1 protein-coding gene is annotated in these 288 nt (G+C 75.0%); it reads right to left on the minus strand.

Annotation, left to right across the window (positions count from 1 at the left end; genetic code table 11):
* Window positions 1-288 (minus strand): hypothetical protein (locus D2V17_RS04420; protein ID WP_245978523.1); only part of this gene is annotated, 288 nt, incomplete at both ends.

Below are 288 nucleotides of genomic sequence, written 5' to 3' on the forward strand. Positions count from 1 at the left end.
CGGCGCGACCACCGCCAGCAGCGGCGCGAGGATCGGTTCGACGCCCTCCCACCAGTCGGCAACGCCCGCTTTCTCGGCCAGCCTGCGCGGTTCTTCCAGCCCCGAGGCCTTGCGCGGACCGCGCAGCCGCAGTTCGAGACGGCGAACGGCGCGCAGCCAGTCGGCGCGCTCCTCGTGCCCCACCAAGGGATGGCCGAGCAGCGCCATCAACGGCACCGGCGCAGCGCGCTCAGCCCCGACCTGTGCCAGCAGCAGCAGCACCCGCCCCGCCGCCGTCTGGCTGAGCGG

It is taken from the genome of Aurantiacibacter xanthus (assembly GCF_003584015.1).
GTDB classification, from domain to species: Bacteria; Pseudomonadota; Alphaproteobacteria; order Sphingomonadales; family Sphingomonadaceae; genus Alteraurantiacibacter; species Alteraurantiacibacter xanthus.